The following is a 15,360-nucleotide window of genomic DNA, read 5'->3' as shown; positions in this document are numbered from 1 at the left end:
GTCTTCGGACTCATTCGCCCGGATTCATCCCTGATAACGGACGATAGCGAAGTTATCACCCAGAGCAGGATCGCTGGTCACCCCTGCGACCACGATCTTGCCGTCGGATTGCAGTGCCACGGCGTCGGCGCGGTCGGACTGCGACCCCAGATCGGTGCTCACCGTGCCTGCCTTACCGAAGGTCGCGTCGAGTTGCCCGCTACTGGTGTAGCGAGCGACAGCGAAGTCGTCCCCGGTGCTCGCACCACGACTGGTCCCCACCGCGACGATCTTGCTATCGGGTTGGATTGCGACAGCGTTGGCGACGTCGGATTTCCCACCGAAATCAGTCGACACCTTTCCACTGTCACCGAAGCCGGTGTCGAGTTTGCCGTCGGTGGTGTAGCGAACGATCGCGAAATTGTCGCCCTGCGCGGGGTCGTGGGTCGAGCCAGCCACAACGACCTTGCCGTCGGATTCCAGTGCGACCGCGTGGGCGTGGTCGGCTTGGGTGCCGAGATCGGTGGAGACTTTACCGCGGTCGCCGAAGGTGGTGTCGAGTTGCCCGGTACTGGTGTAGCGGGCAACAGCGATGTCGTCCCCGGTACTTGTGCCGTGACTGGTCCCGACCGCGATGATCTTCCTATCATTTTGGACCACAACAGCATTCGCGACATCGGACGTACCACCGAAATCGGTCGACACCTTCCCGCCATCACCGAAGCCGGTATCGAGTTTGCCATCGGTGGTGTAACGGACGATCGCGAAATTGTCACCCTGCGCGGGGTCATTGGTCGAGCCGGCCACCACGATGTCACCGTCGGACTGCAGCGCAACGGCGTTGGCGCGATCGGCTCGACTGCCGAGGTTGGTCGAGATTCTGCCGCCGTCACCGAAGCTCGAGTCGAGTTGCCCGGTGTCGGTATAACGGGCGATCGCGATGTTGTCCCCGGCGCTTGTGCCGTGGCTGGTCCCGACGGCGACGATCTTGCTATCAGGTTGGACCACAACAGCATTGACGACATCGGACTTGCCACCGAAATCAGTCGACACCTTCCCGCCAGCACCGAAGCCGGTGTCGAGCTTGCCGTCGGTGGTGTAACGGACGATCGCGAAATTGTCACCCTGCGCTGGGTCATTGGTGGCACCGGCGACAACGATCTTCCCATCGCGTTGGATCGCAACAGCATTCGCACGATCTGAGGTGCCGCCCAGATCGGTGCTCACCTTCCCCGCCGAACCGAATCCCGAATCCAGCCCGCCCGCCGATGGCAATACCGTGCCGTTCGAGGCCGAGCACGCAGTGAGCGCCAGCCCGACGACGACGGCACAGCCCAAGCGCCGAAGGAGGTCCCCGGCCGTTCCTGTGTGACTTGATGAGCGCAACATGTGGAGCTACCTCATTTCAATATTGAAGGGGTAGAGCCATAGTTCGACATAGTATCGATCTGTCGGTTCCGTCTGCTGGACCGAATCGCCGCTGACGCCGCAAGTACTGATCTCGGCAACCGAAATTGTTGTGCTATTACAGAAACGGTGCGATCTGTTCGGCGGCTTCGACCGGATGGCCGGCCTGGATCGGCTGATCAAGGGCCCGTAGTTTCCACATACCTTCCGCACGATAGACCTTCGCCACCACCATGCCGGTATGTGCGCCGCCGACGCGCAGATTGGCGCGGGCGAGTTCGGTGTCGGTTGCCCCGTCGATCAGACGCCAGTACGCATTGCGCACCCGTTCGAAGGTGTGGCCCGCATAGGAGGTCACGGTGAACACCACCGCCGTCACCGTGGGCGCGAGGCGGGTCAGGTCCACGGCGATGGTCTCGTCGTCACCTTTGCCTGCACCGGTGAGATTGTCTCCCAGGTGCCGCACCGCACCGTCACTCGAGGACAACTTGCCATAGAACGCCGTGTCGACGAGGTTGTCGCCGGCGAAGATCAACGCCGAGGCGTCCAAGTCGATCTCGGCCGCGCGCACCCCGAATCTGCCATGCACCCGGACCGGATCCCAGCCCAACGCCATCTTCACATAGGTCAGCGCCGCACTTCCCTTCCGCAACGGCACTTCATGCCCCGCGGCCGAGGCACGCGGATGGTTGCTCGTCTGCGGCGATCCGGGAATCAGCTGCGGGGAGGCGATTGCCAATGAGCTTTCCACGACGACACCATGGGCAGTGACCAACGTCGCGAACCCACTGCGGTAACTCTGCCCGAGCGCACGGACTCGCCACCCGGGCCCCGTTCGGTCCAGATCCACCGCCACGACCGTCGACGCCACCTCTAAACCCTCGATCACGTACTCGTACAGCAGGTTTCCAGCAATATCGGCGATACATAGCTGCGGCGCGGGATAGTCACCCAGGTGCGCGTGCTGGTCGGCCAGCGCAATAACCACCCGCACGTGTTCGATCCCGGGCGGCACCGCGTATAGGTTGACTACCAGTGAATTCGATTGTCCCGCTGTCGATATCAGGCCCACCCCGGGTCCGCTTGGTTGGTTGTAGAAGATCAGATCCCCCGCACCACGCACCCTCCCCCTGTCGGTGAGCAGCAACGCCGACAGCTCTATCGCCGCGCTATGTCGAACCGACACCGTGAGCTCATCGACATCGAGATCCGCCACCTGCCCTTGACTCAACCCCACGGCCATCCCACCACCCTATGTCGGCAACCAGCCATCGAGCACGTGACGCGGTTCATCACTGAACCGCCAGCGCGACTGCGGGATTCACCGATCTATGCGGGCTGAGGTTGCGGTCTTGCGGTTCAGTTCTGGTACGCAACCCTGACCCGCAAGGCGTAAGTGCCCGGTCAGTGTCCAATCACTGGCTGTCACCAGTAGGGAGCTGACAGCCAGTGCCACACATCGGCGACCGACGGAACAGGAACGCACTCTTCTAGCTACTTACGGCGCGATCGGAAGGGTGAGATGTGCTGCGGCACATAATATCCGCATCTGGCAGCCGATGAGCGGATGCTTGGGTATTCATCGCAGCAGAACAGAGCGGTCGTCCTCTGCGCAATGCGGCTCTGCTGTCAGCCGCCGACTGTGGCGAGCGCTGTCGTCCAGTCGGTGGCGATAGCCTCCTGAGCTGTCTGCAGCGGCACCGTGCCGTTGCAGACCAGTTGGTGCAGGCGGTTTTCCACGCTGTCCTTGGCGTTGGGTGAGGCGCCTGGTTCCACCCAGAGGTTGCGCGGATCGTTCGGGTCGCCGCCTAGTTCCAACGGAACAAGATGGTCGTATTCGGCCGAGGAGAGCGGGCCGGTGTAGTCGTAGGACTTGGCGTTGAGCTTCTTCTCGGCATCGGTGATCGAGGCCGGTGGCCGGATGGACTTGGTGTAGCCGGACCGGCAGATGGTCGAGTCCAGGGTATCGGGGGTGACCTTGGGATTCGTGGCGCCGGGTGTGCAGACGGGATCCGGGAGGGCTGCACCGCCCGCGGAGGTTCGGTAATGGCAGTTGCTCGGCTGCGGTTCGACCACGTAGTTCCCGGAGGGGCCCGGCCCCACCGGAATTGTGGCCAGCGCCGTGCCCGTGGATACGAAAAGCATTGCCGTCACACCTATTCCGACCACAATCGCTCGCGTTCTCATGCCTAATCCTAAGCAGTCACACGCCACGACGGCCGCAAATCGACTGAGACCCTTAGGTGAACGGTATGCAAACAGGCGAATCGGAGAGCCCCGCATGAGGTTTCGACGTCAACCTCGATGTCGCTCCCCCGGCGTCCCCGCCGTCCTGACCGGGCGCGCGGCGATTCGAGACTATTTATCGGCCATCTCCAGCACGCCGATGAAGATAGCCAGCTTTGACACCACGGTCTACGACACATCCGACCCGGAAGTCATCCTCATCGAGTGCGACGCCGCAGGAACGGTCACCTCGTCCGGGAAACCATTCGTCATGCGATACATCCAACTGCTGCGCAGCCGCGACGGCGAGATCATGACCTGGCGCGACTACTGGAGCCCGCTGCAAGGAGCCGAAATCCTCGGCGGCATACCCGAAACCTGGTTTCCGACAGACGATCCCGCCTCAAAATAGCTCCGGCCGTGTCCTCCGACAACAAACCAACCCGCGCGCAGCAGCGCCGACGCACCGAGGACCGCATCCTCACCGCTGCCCGGGTGCTGTTTTCCGAAGTGGGCTACGAGCGGGCGACCGCTCGCGCCGTCGCCGACGCCGCGAACGTCGACCCCGGCCTGATCACCTACTATTTTCGGTCGAAGAGCGAACTGTTCTCCCGAGTCACCGAAATAGCAGCGGAGGAGCCAGTTTACGGATCGCCACAACAAGTCACGGAACTCCTGCTTGCCGCGATCCACGCCAAACTCAGCGATGAGCCGTTATCGACGTTGGCCATGCTGCGATCGATGCTGACACATCCCGAAGCAACCGAAGGCGTCCGCCAGTCCCTGAGCCGGCAGCAACAGCAACTCAGCGACGCCCTGACAGCCGACAATGCATTGTTGCGGACCGGTCTGACCAGTGCGATCACCCTCGGCGTCGTGGTCGGCCGTTACATGTTGAAGCTGGACGGGCTCCGCGATGCCGATCCCGGCGAAATCACCGCGCTACTGCGCCCCGGTATTTAGTCGCTCACATGCGAGGAAAACATGCCGACCGACAACTCGCCGGACTATGCGCAGTCGAAAAAACGCGGCCCCGCAACGTGATTCGCCTACAAAGGATCTAACTTGTGCCAACAGTCCGGCATAACCCTGACACATACCCGATGCTGCGCTGCGGACGGCCCACGAACTGCGTCAACTCAACCGGCAACCGACAATACGACACACCCCTGAACTATGTGGAGAAGTTATGTCGCGCAGTCCCGACACCGAACCATGCGCATCACCCGCCTTTGATCGAAACCAGCTCAGCGATCCGCACCCTGAGAACTCGTAGCCCAGCAGTGCGCTAAGTAGCCGCGGAGCGCGCGTTTTGAGCGGACGGTGGCCGACCTCTGATCGGTTGGCCGCCAGCACCTTTGGAACGTCCGTTACTAGCCGATATGCGTGCGTCTGCACCGGAGGCCACAGCGACGTACGCCTAGATCACAGGCGCACGCTGGGGCTGCGAACGTGCGTAATCAGAACCAGGCCGCCTACGCCTTGCCTCGAACGTCTTAGTCTGCGATTATCTTAGTAGCTAAGACGTTTTAGAGTGGGGGATGTCATGAGCTCCGAGTCCGTGTCGATGTCTCGTCGTTGGGTCTGGGCGCCGATTACGGCACTGCTGCTGTTCGCGCCGATTCCACCCGAAATATTAACGGGCTCAACGTCATTCGAACTCTTTCGCCGGTTCGACCCGTATGTGGCCGAGATGCTGACCTACGGTTGTGCCGCGCTGCTCGCACGGGCGGTGGTGCGGCACAAGCGACTTGGTTGGGGCGCTCTGCTCACACTCGCCGTGGCCTACGCCGTGGCCCAGGAGTTTCTCATCGACCGAACGGCGCTGCTGCCCATTGTCGGTCGGCCTCTCGACGCACCGGTCTACGGCGGGCACGCACTCGGCGTCAACTGGTTGTGGACCGTATGGGCGGTGGGCGCGGAGGCGGTCGGACCGATCATCATCGCCACGCTGCTGATCGAGGTGTTGTTTCCACGCCTGCGCACGGACCCGTGGATCGGTCGCAACGGCGCGATCATCACAACACTGGCGCTGCTCTACGCAGGCAGGGGGGCATGGCGCATCTGGAAGTCCGTGGAGCCCGTCATCTACGGCCGCTTCGTCGCGGACCCGGCGTGGTGGCTGGTGCTCGCAGGTGGGTTGATCGTCGCGGTGTTGGTGGTGAGCGTGCTCGTGCGACGGCCCCGGCAGGCCATCATCGTCCATCGCGTGGACCGGCCCGCACCCGGCTGGTGGCTTGTCGGGGTGACAATGGCGATGTTGTCCACCGGTTGGTACACACTGGAGCTGTTCATCTACCGCGACAGCTTTCAGCGGCTTCCCGCCTTCGTGCCGTATATCGCAGCGGGATTGATCGCACTGCTCGCGGTGACGTCCTTGCGGCGCTGGTCGGCCGGTCGAGGGTGGGACGACCGGCACCGCCTCGCGGTGGCCGGTGGCACCCTGATCGGCTGCCTTCGCCTCACCGACCGGGAAAGCACCTTGTCCTACACGCCGTTCGAGTTCGTCGTTGCGGCAGGCATCGCGGTGGTGATCGCCTGGGCCGCAATCCGTAACCGGCAGGCACTGCATTCAGATACCGACGACACCCCCGCGGGCTGGCGGATCTCACCAATCCAGTCCAGCGTGTTCGATCGCGAGCTGGGATAGGTGGCCGCTGTCGATTCGGTAGCGCGTCATTGTGGTCAAGGCCGGTGCGTACAGGTGCAGGCTGACTGCTGGAGCGGGACCGCGGTTGGCGACGTCATGCAGATGTCGTGGGCCGAATGTCCGGTATCGCGAGGCGGAATATACGCGGTTACGTAGCCGTACTTTTTCGCCGTCTGGACGCGGGGTCACCACGGTCTCGTGCAGCACGCCGCGGAGCACAACGAAGGCTCCACTCGATCCACCGTGGTCGTGCAGGCCGGTGAACTGGCCGGGGCACCATGTCGTCAACCAGGCTTCGCGATCGGGGGTGGTGGCTATGCGGTAGAAGTAGCGCTGTTGCGGGTCGAATCGGATGAAGGGCCGCCACAGGTCCGGGGTATCTGCCAGCATCATGACGAGTTGGCCGAGTGTTGTGCGCAGATCACCGCATTTCTCGTCATCGAGGTATTCGTTACTCATGACATCACCGCCACGGCTACCGCGGTTTTGGCGGTAGCGCCCTGGTCGTATAGCCGCCGCCAGTCGACGGCGCCGGCCGATCCGGGCGCGAACATGGATAGCGTGTACTCGACCTGCCATAGCCAGTAGGCGTATTGCTCATCACCCGCGGCGGCGCGGCAGAGCGGCAGATGCCGACGGGATTCGCGGAACCGCTGCATCTTCACGGGGAAGATGCGGGCTTGGCCGCGCAACGGATTAATGTGCGAGGAAACTTCGTTGGTGTTCATAGCCAGTCCTGTAGTTCAGTGCGTTGTTCGGTGGTTTCCTAAGACCACCCTTCGATTACTGCTGCGATCTCCACCGGCATCGGTGGCAGGTCGGGAACGGACTGGATATAGGCAACCAGCTCCGTGATTACGCGCTGCAGTTCTCGCCGCGCGGTGTCGCATGCCGTTAGCTCGGCATCTTTGTGCCGAAGCATGGCAAGCGCCATATTTTGGATTGCCTGAGCGGAACTGACCTCGGAATTCTCGGCCGCCGCCATCGACTGCTCCATCTGCGCGATCAGTTTCCGTCGCTGATAGCGGTGCATGAGAATGAACTGCAGCCCACCCGCACCGAGTAATGTGCCGATGATCGACATGACGTTATACAGGGCGGAGCCGGACATGTCTTTACCTCGTTTTTCAGCCATGGGCGATCGGTCCGAGGAGTGCCGCAGTCCGGTCCGACAGTTCTTTCACCGCATCGAGGATGGCCTGAGCCTGATCTTTGGCGAGCATTGGCGCCTGAGGTGGCGGGCTCGGCTGATTCAGGTGCAGATTCCACTGGCCGAAGTCGGGTCGACGCACTTCGTTGACATCACATTCGGCGCCGCCGACCAACACAGAGCCAAGGTCATTACGTTGATAGAGGTGGATGCCGTCATAGACCTGACCACCCGACCATGCCTGGGTCTGCCACAGATAGATCTCCGGGGTCCATTGATGGACGCGCTGACAGACATAATATGACCCGTACACTCCGACCGACTGCACCCCGAGAAAATCGACACACGCTTGAAGGTATTCGTTGATGTCGACTTGCTGTTCAGGGGTGCTGTCGAAATCGCAGGAGAAATAGACGACGGCATTATCTGGGCCACCACACATCTTATGCTGATCCCACGCCCGGCGAACATCGTCGTAGCCCCCGTTGGCGCCGCGTAGCATCATGTCGGCCGTGGTTTCCCAGTTGCTCACCAGTGCCTGATCGGCAGCGATATAGGATTTCGCCTCATCGGCAAGCAGGAGCTTGCCAGGCAACTCCGAGCCACCGTCCGACAGGTATCGGCAGATGCCCGAGTAGATGGATGCTTGGACAGCATTCCCATATGGGCGACTTGCCGAGTCCAGAATCAGCGGATACGAATACCCTCGAGGAATGTACAGGTTGACCATTTCTAACTGCCTATGCCAATTTCACCGCACTCGCCGCGGCGACAAGCTGATCGGATCCGAGATCTAAATCGGCCGCAGATTGCAGACGAAGTCCGTCGGCGAGCGGAACACAAAGTCACAATCGGGGTTCGGGCAATTGACCGGATAACGCGTCGCCTTACTCCTGGTCACGCAGGCGCCGCAGATGAACCCGATATATGCAGCGCCAGTGGATATCACATGCGGTACGTCGCAGATATAGTCGGCCCGATTTGTGCACTGCACTTTGGTGCCCAGTTTTCGTATCTCACATTGTGGATGCATTTCGGACTCATATTCGGACAAGAGTTCGGCGTCCATATTCATTTCCTCCACCTCGCGCAACCTCGGCAAAATGTCCTGCTTGTTACTATTGTTCGCCGATATCAGCGAAGCGATCACGGAGTTCCGGTATCGCGACGATTTCCGCCCGAGCGGCTCGTTCTACTTCGTCGATCACTTCACGACAGCTCCGCAAGCACTTCGCGGCACAAATCGATGAGCTCGATAATTCCGTCGCCGGTCAACGAGATATCCGCGATCAGGTCTCCGTTGCGCTCGATCACCAGGAACATTTGTGTCCTTGCGCGGTCGACATATATCATCAGCCGATCGGATCCGCCACGTAATTCAATTTCTCTATCGTGGCATTCGAGCACAGTAGACAGATCTTCGTAGTGCGCTTTCAGCGCCCTGATCGTTTCTGCTTCCGGCTCTACTATGTTGCCTATATCGATGGTATCGGCGAGCTGCCCAAGATAGTTGACAATATGCTCACGGAGCGTCATCCCCAGCGGGGACTCCGGCGGTTCATCAGACAGCGGATTCGACATGGCGACCCGCTTTCATCTGGATACGCCGACATAACCTGGGCACCTGGCCCATTTCATCTAAGGGGCGGCAGGTGGCTTCGTTCTGGCCGATAGCTCTTTGCCGCTTCGTTGCGGACATGTCGCCAGTGTGGAACCAGCTAGATAGATCGGCAAGCATAAGCACTTAACAAGTGCTAATATTGACCTTATCGTGACCCAGTGGCTCTTGATCAGCCACACCTGTCTAGACCACAGGATGGATAGCATGGACGCACTGCGACTCGGCAGCCGGGTCAAAGCCAGGCGACTCGAATTGCGGTTGGCCAGAACCGATCTGAAGGCTCTGGGCGGTCCGAGTGGCGATACGGTCCGGCGCATCGAGGAAGCGGTCGTCGCGCCGGCGAGCATCCGCCGAGCGACCCTGGAGGGCCTCGATATTGCCCTGGGGTGGCGACAAGGTAGCTGTCAGGAGATCCTGGCCGGGCAACAACCCGTGACAACGAATGACTACACCACGACAACGATCGCCCAGCAGGCCCTGTCCGGTATCGACAAGGAACTGCGCGTGGTCCCGGGGTGGATGGTGACCAATCTCGCGGCGTTGGTCTCAGAGTTGATGATCCTCACCCGCGTCGACCAGGTGAATATCCGTCAGATCACCGAAACCGTCTCCCGCACACACACTTTAGCGACAGATATGCTCGCACTGGCGGCAGCCGCCGAACGCAACCCCGCCGAACTCGCCCAGCTCATCGGGGTGGTGGAATCCGCACGTAACACGCGAACCGACCACACCGATACCGTTAATTATGGTTCCCGCAACGATGCGGCCCAGAGCTCTGGCGATGTGGCGCGCTTATCTCGATCAACATCCGTGCCCCAGTGTTGATGAAACCAGCCCGGGTCGAACGACGGTCCGCCGGTCCATCGCACGGGGACGAGCCAAATCCGATAACTGGTCGTGCGGCTCGATGACGTCATTGCCGGAACTCGAATAGATATCAGGTGGCGCGGAACGTGACCGCGCGATCGTCGGTCGCCGCGGCAGGCACTCCGACCGTGATCCGCCTGGTGCCTGGAATCAGCAATGCCGTCGCGGCGCCACGGCCGGGAGCCGTCCACGCGAAAGCCCCCGAAGGTACGGCGACCCGCCAGCGGTGGACTCGCCCGTCGCACCGGATCCAGGCCCCGCACTCACTACCGCCGGTGGGCGTGCACCCGGACTCGCTGAGGATTACCTCGACCGCGGCGCGGGCCGCGCCATTGCCCGGGCAGCAGGCGGTGCCGGAAACCGTGGCGAACTCGTCGAGCCCGCAATCCACACCGACATCGGGATCTACGGTGATCGCAGCACGGGTGGACGGGCTGGCCAATGCGGCAGGGGCAATGCTCATTTCCGCGACGACCGCAGGCGCTGCCGGATGCCCGATGCGGTGCGCACTACGCATCTTCTTCTTACTCGACCTCATGACAGGCCTCCTCGATTTCTCCGGGATACGATTCCGCGAGAAACTGACTATCGCCGAGACAGAACTTTTGTTACGCCGTTCGCGGACGCTGTCACAGCATCGAGACAGGCGCCGACGATAGGACCCGCGGCAAAGTATCAGTGCGGCATACTTTTGGTTACAGGATCAGCGAAATCACCTTTGCCACTATTTCGGCAGTAGAGTCGCGTATCCGATTCACTACACTTTCGGAAGCCAGGAAAAAGTCATGTCAAACGATGTAAACCTCTTCGTCCGCACACAAACAGTGACGGTCGATGCCACCGGGAAAGGCGTCGCAACCTTTACGGTAGGAAATTTTGGCCCCAACCCGACCGTCGGGAACTCGAGCCTCAAGGTGACAACACCATTCTTCGTGAATATCGACAGCACCGGCGTACTTCCTCCCGGCATGGTGACACTGTTTCAGGATTTGCGTCCCGACGTCCCGTCGATTGTCAAAGTTCCGGTCGGCCCCGGACTCGCGGCAGGCGCTACACAAACTATCAATATTCCATTCATGTTGCTGCCGGGTGCGCCGACGGTGGCCCCCGGTGGGCGGGCGACCTTCACCACCGAGCCCGGTTCGGCGGATAACGACTTGGATCTGTCCCGCAACAGTCAGCAGTACTATGTGATTCGTTCCGTGCTCCCGGTACCGGCGAACGGCACCGTCAGCCTGCTGTACACATACGATAATTTGTTCCTGAAGCCGGCCAATCAGTGCTACATGCCTGTTCATCTTTTCAACAACGGCCCGAATCCGACACAGAAGAATTCTTATTTGACCCTGTTCACCCCGTTCTACGTGAACTTCGGCTCCCCGTTCGTTCCTCCCCTGCTCCCGCTAGGCATAACGTTCGATGTCCTGTATTCCAATCCGGACCCATCGGTGCCCGAGATCGCCCGGGTCAAGATCCCGCCTGGACTCGGCGGGCTACTCAATAACGAGATAACGGTGCAGATTCCGCTGGTGTCTGTCGCCGGCGGCCCACGATGCTCGGTAGCGGGTGGCGGCATCTACGTGCCGGACCTGGCCAACCCCACCAATCCGGACACCGACCCGGACCGGTCAACCAACCACCATCCGTTCGGTTTGGTCCTGCTTGGTTCGTGAATTCGCCGCCGAGCAGACAACCATGATCAACGTTTCGATGTGCTCCGTTCGAAGCACAATCGGTTGACGAATACCGGATCAGCCGCGAGGAGATTCGCCACCTGGTGGATCTCCTCGCGGATTGCCTGCCGTCGCACTCGATCGGCCGGGCCGCATGCGGCCCGGCCGATCGAGTCTAATCCGGTATTCGCCTACTGCTCCGGGCTGAAATCAGTTGCCAGACCACACCATTGCCACTGGCCGTTGTTCTTCTGCCAATTCACCGCGACGTCCTCGGTGTTCACATACTGCTTGTACCGGTCGGGCACATTGCTGAACCACATATGAGTGGTGGACTGCCCCTTATCCGCACTGCTCTGCGTCACGCCCATGATGTCGATATGCGGCTGCACATCCTTGAGCTCATCGGCCAGCGCCGCGTCCCGATTGGGGATCATCTGGGCGATCAGCATGCCTGCGTCGGGTTTGGAAGTGGTACATGCCGATTCGACCAGCTGATCAGAGTTCTTGCTGACAACCGCGTTCACCGCGTTGTTCACCGCGGCCGTCAAATCCGCGTCGACGGCGCCGGTGCCTCCGGAGGCGGCGGTGGTGCGGCCGAATACCGCGGGCGGATTCGGCATCGGGTATCCGGACCCGCCGATGTTGTTGTCGAAGGCGGTCTTCCAGCTGCCGTCGGCGACCATATCCGAGACCGCCGCGGTGAGCTGCTGCTGCCGGTTCGTATCGCCCTTCTTCAGGCCGATGCCGTAATACTCCCTGGTGAACGGCTTACCGACCAGCTTGAATTCGCCTGGGCTCTGTGCGGCATATCCGGCGAGGATCACGTCATCGGTGGTCACCGCGTCGACCGAGCGGTCGCGCAGACCCGCGACACAATCGGAGTAGGTCGGACGCTCCATCAGCTGCACCTGCGAGGAGAAATCGTTCTTGATCTTGTCGGCCGCCGTCGATCCGGCGGCGGAGCAGGTCTTCTTGCCGTTGAGACCGTCCGGACCAACGATATCGCTATTATCGGCCCGAACCAGGAGCGACTGCCCCGCGATGAAATACGGACCGGCGAAGGCAACCTGTTCACTGCGTTGCTTGTTCATCGAGTACGAGGCGACCACCAGATCGACCGCACCGTTGTTGATCATGTCCTGGCGATTATCGGATTGGACGGTCTTCCAGGTGATACCACTCTCGGCGACGCCGAGTTTCTTCGCCACATACTTGGCGACGTCGATATCGAACCCGTGGTACGTCCCATCCGCGTTTCGCATCCCGATACCGGGCTGATCGGCCTTGACGCCGATCGTCATTGTGGAAGCCGAGGGTTTATCGGCTGTATTGTTCTTGTCGTCCTTGCTACTACAGGCCGCAACGAGCAGTGCGCCCATGCAGAGCAGCACCAATATCCGATTCCTCGCGAGCGAGTTCATCGATGAACCCTTCCTGTTGTGTGGCGTGTGCCGGAACTAACCGCAAAAGCTGGGCCGGAATCGGTGCGAATTGACCTCCTTTCGGTCCATCCCAGGGGACTACCAGGTGACCGTGAGGCGCGTGGCTCGGCGGAGCAAGAGGTTGGCGAGGCGGGGTGCCGGGGCTTCGGCCGTGAGAGTCAGGTTCGGCAGGGCCTCGGCAAGGGCGGTCAGGGCGTGCTGCGCGACGAAACGGGTGTAGAGAGCCCCGGGGCAATAGTGGTCGCCTGCACCGAAAACGAGCGTGGGGGGAATGTCGTCGCGTTGATAGTCGAAGCTGTGGGGTTCGGCCGTGCCGTGCACCTCATCACGAGCGCCGGAGTGCATGAGAAGCAGCAGACGAGCGTCTCGCGGGAGCTCGACGCCGGCGAGTGTGACGGGGTGTCTGGTGGTGCGCAGCCAACCGATCAGGGGTGGGTCCACTCGCAGGGTTTCTTCGATCGCGGTGCAGGCGCGTTCGGGGTGGTGCGTGAGATGACGGTAGCCATCTCCGGTGAGCAGGTGCCGCAGGGCGGTGGTGATCAGCAGGGCCAGGGTTTCGGTGTTCGTGGTGAGGACCTCCATGAGGGTTGAGGCGATCTCGGCGTCGGTCAGCGGGGTTCCGTCGGCGTCGCGGTAGGTGGTCCACGCGGTAGTGAGGTTGGCCTGTGGGTCGGCGCGATATCGGCTGACCAGATCGGTACAGAGTTTCCACTGCTCGACCACGGCCTGAGCACAGCGCCGTTGATCGATGGGCTGTTGGAATGACCACAGGAGGTCGGACATGCCGGACGAGCCGTCGATGACGCACTGTTCCTCGTGCGGTGTGACGCCGATCAGATCGCTCATGACGCGCATGGTCAGCGGTTGCACGTAGTCGGCGAACAGCTCGCCGAAGCGGTCCGGTCGGGCAGCGAAGGCTTCGGCTGCCTCGCGGGCACGGCTTTCGATGCGGGGTTGCCAAGGGGCGAGCCTGGTCGCGCTGGTCGGCCATACCGCCGTGAGGGCGTTTCGGTAGCGAGTGTGGATGGGGGGATCGGTGGACGCGGCTACCGGAACGTCGTGGACGGCCGTGTAGATCCGGCTTGCCTCGGGGTCCATGGGCTGGATCGGGTCGTAACTGTGGGCCGGTGTGTAGGCGTGCTCCCGGTCGCGCAGTACTTCGGCGATATCGTCGTGGCGGGAGACGACCCAGAGCTCGAGGTCGGAGTCGTGGTAAACGGGATGGTCGTGCCGCAGATGGGTGTAGACGGAGTGGAAGTCGTCGTCGGCGTGCCGGGCGATGTCACCCGGGATGTGGGCAGGGCAGCGGCGGTGAGTGGTCGTATCGGTCATGGGGCCTTCCTGAACTCTGCTGAGCGGGGGGCTATGACAGACAGGTCACTACTGGGTTGGGCCGTGCATCAGGCAGGCGAGGTAACGCGTCTTGTCGGCCAGGAAGGCGAGGATGTCGGCGAGCGCCGCGTCCATGACTTCGGCATAGGCGGTGCCGAACTTCTCGGCGATCAGTGTGCGGTTGTCCTGGTAGACGCGGCCGAAGGCGAGGCAGGTGGGGGCTATGTGTTCGGTCAGGTCGTGCAACTGTTCGAGGGCGAGTCCGGCGGCGCGGATCTGTTCGCGGACCTGAGCGTCGCTGGGCAGCGGGCAGAAGGCGAAGGCGTCGCGGCACATGGTGAGTTCGGCCTCGGTGGCCGGGACCCGCTGGGTGTAGAAGGTGACCAGGATCGGGGCGCCGATGCGGGCGACGCGGGCCAGCTCGCCCAGGCCTGTCACGGGGTCGTTGAGGTGGGGAAAACTGTCGAGGGCCCAGACCGCGTCGAAACCGCCGGATGCATAGGGCAGGTCCATCGCGTCGCCGAATTCGAAGCGGACCCGGTCGGACAACTCCGCGGCTTCGGCCCGCCGGGTGGCTTCGGTGATCTGGGCCTGGCTGATGGTGCATCCGGTGATGTCGAGCCCGCGCTGCTCGGCCGCGTGAATCGCGGGGCTGCCGTGGCCGGAGCCGACGTCGAGCAGACGCGCGCCCGCGTCGAGACCGAGCAGGTCGCAGAACAGATCGGTCATCCGATTCTGGGCAAGGGTCGTGAGTTGTGCTGCGGGCAGCGGCGCGTCGAGGTCACCCGGCTGCCACCGGCCGTAGTGGAAGCTGTCGCCGCTGATCAGTTTGCAGAGTTCGTCCGAGGCGTCGTACCAGGCGGCGACCTGTGCCGTCGTGAGCGTGTGTGGGGTGCCGGGGACTATTGGGGTCGTAGTCATGGGAGCTGGACCCACCGTTTCCGCACGAGCGAGTTCATCGTGGTGAACCCTTCCTGTTGTTTCGGAGTGCGCGAAGCCAACCTCAA

The 15,360-nt window shown here is 61.9% G+C and carries 17 protein-coding genes and 2 pseudogenes; 5 read left to right on the top strand and 14 right to left on the bottom strand.

Features of this window, described 5'->3' with window-relative positions; translation table 11 throughout:
* Window positions 1-24 precede the first annotated feature (24 nt).
* The 4 genes and pseudogenes from OG203_RS44480 to OG203_RS44465 form a co-directional block, all read right to left on the bottom strand.
* The gene (locus OG203_RS44480) at window positions 25-639 is read right to left on the bottom strand and encodes a delta-60 repeat domain-containing protein (protein ID WP_405168190.1); all 615 of its coding nucleotides are present in this window, start codon (window positions 637-639) and stop codon (window positions 25-27) included.
* Window positions 640-726: 87 nt separating this feature from the next.
* Window positions 727-1,368, bottom strand: a pseudogene (locus OG203_RS44475) (delta-60 repeat domain-containing protein); the annotation flags it as partial.
* A gap of 136 nt (window positions 1,369-1,504) precedes the next feature.
* Window positions 1,505-2,629 (bottom strand): TerD family protein, encoded by a 1,125-nt coding sequence (locus OG203_RS44470; RefSeq protein ID WP_405163217.1) that lies wholly within the window; start codon window positions 2,627-2,629, stop codon window positions 1,505-1,507.
* Window positions 2,630-3,015: 386 nt separating this feature from the next.
* Window positions 3,016-3,531, bottom strand: coding sequence for a hypothetical protein (locus OG203_RS44465; RefSeq protein ID WP_405163216.1), 516 nt, complete (start codon window positions 3,529-3,531; stop codon window positions 3,016-3,018).
* A 241-nt stretch (window positions 3,532-3,772) separates the two neighbouring features.
* Here OG203_RS44465 and OG203_RS44460 point away from each other — a divergent pair, with 241 nt between their 5' ends.
* From OG203_RS44460 to OG203_RS44450, 3 genes are all read left to right on the top strand, one after another.
* Window positions 3,773-4,024, top strand: coding sequence for a nuclear transport factor 2 family protein (locus OG203_RS44460; RefSeq protein WP_405163215.1), 252 nt, complete (start codon window positions 3,773-3,775; stop codon window positions 4,022-4,024).
* Window positions 4,025-4,032: 8 nt separating this feature from the next.
* On the top strand, window positions 4,033-4,575 hold the full coding sequence (locus OG203_RS44455) for a TetR family transcriptional regulator (protein ID WP_405163214.1): 543 nt from the start codon (window positions 4,033-4,035) through the stop codon (window positions 4,573-4,575).
* Window positions 4,576-5,158: 583 nt separating this feature from the next.
* Window positions 5,159-6,262, top strand: a complete 1,104-nt coding sequence (locus tag OG203_RS44450; protein ID WP_405163213.1) for a hypothetical protein — start codon at window positions 5,159-5,161, stop codon at window positions 6,260-6,262.
* Here OG203_RS44450 and OG203_RS44445 read toward each other — a convergent pair.
* The 6 genes from OG203_RS44445 to OG203_RS44420 all read right to left on the bottom strand — a co-directional run bounded on the left by OG203_RS44445 (window position 6,221) and on the right by OG203_RS44420 (window position 8,993).
* Window positions 6,221-6,721, bottom strand: coding sequence for a cysteine dioxygenase (locus tag OG203_RS44445; RefSeq protein WP_405163212.1), 501 nt, complete (start codon window positions 6,719-6,721; stop codon window positions 6,221-6,223). The genes OG203_RS44450 and OG203_RS44445 overlap by 42 nt on opposite strands.
* On the bottom strand, window positions 6,718-6,990 hold the full coding sequence (locus tag OG203_RS44440) for a hypothetical protein (protein WP_405163211.1): 273 nt from the start codon (window positions 6,988-6,990) through the stop codon (window positions 6,718-6,720). Before OG203_RS44440 ends, OG203_RS44445 begins: the two co-directional genes overlap by 4 nt.
* A gap of 38 nt (window positions 6,991-7,028) precedes the next feature.
* Complete coding sequence (locus tag OG203_RS44435) at window positions 7,029-7,397, bottom strand: hypothetical protein (protein WP_405163210.1); 369 nt, start codon at window positions 7,395-7,397, stop codon at window positions 7,029-7,031.
* Complete coding sequence (locus OG203_RS44430) at window positions 7,390-8,142, bottom strand: glycoside hydrolase domain-containing protein (RefSeq protein ID WP_405163209.1); 753 nt, start codon at window positions 8,140-8,142, stop codon at window positions 7,390-7,392. Before OG203_RS44430 ends, OG203_RS44435 begins: the two co-directional genes overlap by 8 nt.
* A gap of 63 nt (window positions 8,143-8,205) precedes the next feature.
* The gene (locus tag OG203_RS44425) at window positions 8,206-8,562 is read right to left on the bottom strand and encodes a hypothetical protein (protein WP_405163208.1); all 357 of its coding nucleotides are present in this window, start codon (window positions 8,560-8,562) and stop codon (window positions 8,206-8,208) included.
* A 59-nt stretch (window positions 8,563-8,621) separates the two neighbouring features.
* On the bottom strand, window positions 8,622-8,993 hold the full coding sequence (locus OG203_RS44420; RefSeq protein ID WP_405163207.1) for a hypothetical protein: 372 nt from the start codon (window positions 8,991-8,993) through the stop codon (window positions 8,622-8,624).
* A 244-nt stretch (window positions 8,994-9,237) separates the two neighbouring features.
* On the opposite strand from OG203_RS44420, the gene OG203_RS44415 reads away from it, so the two are divergent.
* The gene (locus OG203_RS44415; RefSeq protein ID WP_405163206.1) at window positions 9,238-9,861 is read left to right on the top strand and encodes a hypothetical protein; all 624 of its coding nucleotides are present in this window, start codon (window positions 9,238-9,240) and stop codon (window positions 9,859-9,861) included.
* A 112-nt stretch (window positions 9,862-9,973) separates the two neighbouring features.
* Here the strand turns inward: OG203_RS44415 and OG203_RS44410 are convergent, their stop codons facing one another.
* The gene (locus OG203_RS44410; protein WP_405163205.1) at window positions 9,974-10,441 is read right to left on the bottom strand and encodes a hypothetical protein; all 468 of its coding nucleotides are present in this window, start codon (window positions 10,439-10,441) and stop codon (window positions 9,974-9,976) included.
* A gap of 247 nt (window positions 10,442-10,688) precedes the next feature.
* On the opposite strand from OG203_RS44410, the gene OG203_RS44405 reads away from it, so the two are divergent.
* A complete protein-coding gene (locus OG203_RS44405; protein ID WP_405163204.1) occupies window positions 10,689-11,576 on the top strand; it encodes a hypothetical protein in 888 nt (295 codons plus the stop codon).
* Window positions 11,577-12,178: 602 nt separating this feature from the next.
* Here the strand turns inward: OG203_RS44405 and OG203_RS44400 are convergent.
* From OG203_RS44400 to OG203_RS44390, 3 genes and pseudogenes are all read right to left on the bottom strand, one after another.
* A pseudogene (locus OG203_RS44400) lies at window positions 12,179-13,000 on the bottom strand (glutamate ABC transporter substrate-binding protein); the annotation flags it as partial.
* 99 nt (window positions 13,001-13,099) lie between these two features.
* Window positions 13,100-14,353, bottom strand: a complete 1,254-nt coding sequence (locus OG203_RS44395) for a hypothetical protein (RefSeq protein ID WP_405163203.1) — start codon at window positions 14,351-14,353, stop codon at window positions 13,100-13,102.
* 48 nt (window positions 14,354-14,401) lie between these two features.
* The gene (locus tag OG203_RS44390) at window positions 14,402-15,274 is read right to left on the bottom strand and encodes an SAM-dependent methyltransferase (RefSeq protein ID WP_405163202.1); all 873 of its coding nucleotides are present in this window, start codon (window positions 15,272-15,274) and stop codon (window positions 14,402-14,404) included.
* Window positions 15,275-15,360 lie beyond the last annotated feature (86 nt).

The organism is Nocardia sp. NBC_01499 (assembly GCF_045040275.1).
Taxonomy (GTDB): domain Bacteria; phylum Actinomycetota; class Actinomycetes; order Mycobacteriales; family Mycobacteriaceae; genus Nocardia.
The sequence above is the reverse complement of the archived record's forward strand: the minus strand, read 5'-3'. Positions and strand labels throughout refer to the sequence as shown.